The organism is Nonomuraea sp. NPDC003201 (assembly GCF_053590415.1).
Map to the genome: position 1 here is coordinate 1 of NZ_JBSFTC010000631.1, position 2,951 is coordinate 2,951.

Here is a 2,951-nt window from a genome sequence, read left to right on the forward strand (position 1 = left end):
GTACCAGCGGGACTTCCGTCTCGCCCGGGTCGGCCAGCGCCTTTTCCGCAACCTGTCGGACGCCTTCGACCCGATGCTGATCGAATCGGCGAAGATCGCCTGACCCACACCGCGAACGGGATCTACGGGGCGATGTTCGTGGCCGCCATGTGCGCGGCCGCCCTGGTCGCCACCTCGCCCGAGGAGGTCGTACGGGCGGGCCTGTCGGTGGTGCCGGAGCGCTCGCGCCTGCACGAGGCGGTACGCCTGGCCGTCGCGGACGCCGCCCGCGAGGACGACTTCGAGCGGGTCGTCGACCTCCTGCACGAACGCCATGGCGGCCTGCACTGGGTGCACACCATCAACAACGCCGCCCTGATCGCGGCCACGCTGATCCACGGCCGGGGCGACTTCACCGCCACGATCGCCGGAGCGGTGGCCGGCGGCTGGGACACCGACTCCGCCGGGGCCACGGCCGGCTCCGTCGCGGGCGCGCTGAACGGCGGCGTGCCGGACCAATGGCGGATGCGCGACAGCCTGGCCAGCAGCCTGACCGGGTACGACGGGGTGGGGCTGGCCGCGCTGGCCGCCCGCACACAGGAGATGATGGGGCCATGATCTCGGTTTTCGGCAGCGCCAACATGGACCTCGTCGCGTACGTCTCCGAGGCCCCCAAACGGGGCGAGACGGTCACCGGGCACCGGTTCCGCACCGTGCCCGGCGGCAAGGGCGCGAACCAGGCCATCGCCGCCGCCCGCGCGGGCGCGCACGTGGCCTTCCTCGGGGCGGTGGGCGACGACGGGTTCGGGGCGGAGATGCGCGCCACGCTGGCGGAGGCCGGAATCGACGTACGCGGCCTGCGCGAGGTGCCCGGGCCCAGCGGCATCGCGCACATCGTGGTGGACGACGAGGGCGGCAACTCGATCATCGTCGTCCCCGGCGCGAACGGCACCATCGCCGGCCCCTCGGGCGAGGACCTGGCCGCCATCGCCCGTTCGGACGCGCTGCTGCTCCAGCTCGAGCTGCCCATGGAAGCCGTCGTGGCGGCCGCGCAGGCCGCCCAGGTCTCCGGCGTGCATGTCTACCTGACCCCGGCCCCCGCGCGGCCGCTGCCGGACGAGCTCCTCGACGCGGTCACCACGATCGTCCCGAACGAGCACGAGGCCGCCGCCATCACCGGCGCCGCCGGCCCGGACGCCGCCCTCGACGCGCTGCTGGAGCGGGTGGAGGAGGCGCTGATCACGCTGGGCTCCGAGGGCGCGCTCTACGGGTCGCGCTCGGGGGAGCGGCTGCGGGTGCCCGCGGTGAAGGTGGAGGCCGTGGACACGACCGCGGCCGGCGACACCTTCGTGGGAGCGTTCGCCGTGGCCAGGTCGGAGGGGATGAGCGTGGCCGACGCGCTGGGCTTCGCGTCCACGGCGGCGGCGCTGTCGGTGCAGCGGGAGGGGGCCAGCACGTCCATGCCGACCCGCCACGAGATCGAGGCCGCGCTGCCCTAGCCCTCGGCCCGTTCGTAGCGCAGCAGCGCCACCCCGGCGTCGAACGTGCGCGTCTCCACCAGGCGCAGGCCGGTCCGCTCCTTGAGCGGCGGGAACACCGGCCGTCCGCCGCCGAGGACGACCGGGTGCACCATGATGTGGTACTCGTCGATCAGCCCCAGCTCGGTGAGCGCGCCGGCCAGCCGGGAGCCGCCGTTCAGCAGGAGGTCCTTGCCGGGCCCGCTCTTCAGCTCGGCGACCTCCTTGGCGAGGTCTCCGGAGACGATCCGGGCGTCCCAGCCGGCCTCCTGCAGCGTGGTGGAGAAGACGACCTTCGGGGTGCTGCGCCAGATGGGGGCGAACTTGAGGTCGTGCGGGTCGTCCGAGATCGACTCCGCGTGGGGCCAGTAGCCGGACATCATCTCCCAGACGACGCGCCCGTACAGGAAGGTGCCGACGCGGGCGTGGACCTCGTCCCCGTACGCCGACAGCTCCGGCCCCATCGCCGGCCAGTCGAACTCCCCGTTCGGGCCCTCGATGTGGCCGTCGACGGAGGTGTGGACCCAGTAGATGAGCTTGCTCATTGGTGCTCCTTCGCGTTGTGCTCATGACTGGGTCGGAGCCGCCCGCGCGTTCTTCACATCCCTTCCGAAGATTTTTTCTCCTGTGTCCAGAGAAGTCTCACGGGGGCCTCGGGCCGTACCCCGGCCAGGAGGTCCGGCAGCAGCGCGGCCAGCCCGGGCGGGAACACGCGCTCCTCGGTGGCGGCCAGCTCGTCCGTGCGCCACCAGCGGTGGCCGAGCTTGAACTCCTCCGTCTCGTACTCCTCCAGCGCCGTGGGGGTGACGGTCGCGGACGGCACGCGGGCGAAGAAGTACGTGTGCACGGTGTAGAAGTGGCGGCCCAGGTTGGACCAGGCGCCCTCGTTCACCGCCACGGGGTCGCCGAGGTCGGCGGCGCCGAACACGTGGCCGGTCTCCTCCAGCGCCTCGCGCGCCGCGGCCTGCGCCGGTGACTCGCCCGGCTCCAGGCCGCCGCCGGGCAGGTGCCAGGCGGGCTCCTTCGGCCACGGGTCCGGCGGGATGAAACGGAGCAGCAGGACGCGGTCGTCGGGGGCGGCCAGGATGACGCGGGCCGTGGGGCGCTGCGTGCGGATGGTCACGGTCGAACCGTAACGAACGGCGGGCTGCGCGGGGCTATGAGTCGTGCAGGTGGGCGAGCGTCTGCTCCAGCTCCGCCTGCAGGATCGCGCCTGCCGCGTCCCCGTCCCCGTCCCGGACGGCGGCCACCAGGTCCGCGTGCGTGTCGTGCCCGGGATTGCGGTCGTGCGCGCGCAGCCCCAGCACCTCCACCAGGCCGATCAGCCCTTCGCGCAACGCCGGCGCGAACTCGGCGAACAGGTCGGTCAGCACCGGGTTGCCGGCCGCCGCGACGACCGCCGCGTGCAGGGCGATGTCGGCGTCCACGAACGCGGCGTCGTCCTGCGACGCCGCC

5 protein-coding genes are annotated in these 2,951 nt (G+C 73.4%); 2 read left to right on the top strand and 3 right to left on the bottom strand.

The window, feature by feature from the left end; genetic code table 11:
- Window positions 1-99: 99 nt before the first annotated feature.
- Both ACWDX9_RS61960 and rbsK read left to right on the top strand, forming a co-directional pair.
- Entirely contained in the window at window positions 100-597 is a 498-nt protein-coding gene (locus ACWDX9_RS61960; RefSeq protein WP_449973227.1) for an ADP-ribosylglycohydrolase family protein, read from the top strand.
- Window positions 594-1,478 carry a ribokinase gene (gene rbsK / locus ACWDX9_RS61965; protein ID WP_397371831.1) on the top strand — a complete coding sequence of 295 codons (885 nt, stop codon included), beginning with the start codon at window positions 594-596 and terminating at the stop codon, window positions 1,476-1,478. Before ACWDX9_RS61960 ends, rbsK begins: the two co-directional genes overlap by 4 nt.
- Here rbsK and ACWDX9_RS61970 read toward each other — a convergent pair.
- The 3 genes from ACWDX9_RS61970 to ACWDX9_RS61980 form a co-directional block, all read right to left on the bottom strand.
- Window positions 1,475-2,041 carry a dihydrofolate reductase family protein gene (locus ACWDX9_RS61970; protein WP_449973224.1) on the bottom strand — a complete coding sequence of 189 codons (567 nt, stop codon included), beginning with the start codon at window positions 2,039-2,041 and terminating at the stop codon, window positions 1,475-1,477. The genes rbsK and ACWDX9_RS61970 overlap by 4 nt on opposite strands.
- A 53-nt stretch (window positions 2,042-2,094) precedes the next feature.
- Window positions 2,095-2,619, bottom strand: a complete 525-nt coding sequence (locus tag ACWDX9_RS61975) for an NUDIX hydrolase (protein ID WP_449973225.1) — start codon at window positions 2,617-2,619, stop codon at window positions 2,095-2,097.
- A 34-nt stretch (window positions 2,620-2,653) separates the two neighbouring features.
- A partial coding sequence (locus tag ACWDX9_RS61980; protein ID WP_449973226.1) for an FCD domain-containing protein occupies window positions 2,654-2,951 on the bottom strand: 298 nt, incomplete at its 5' end.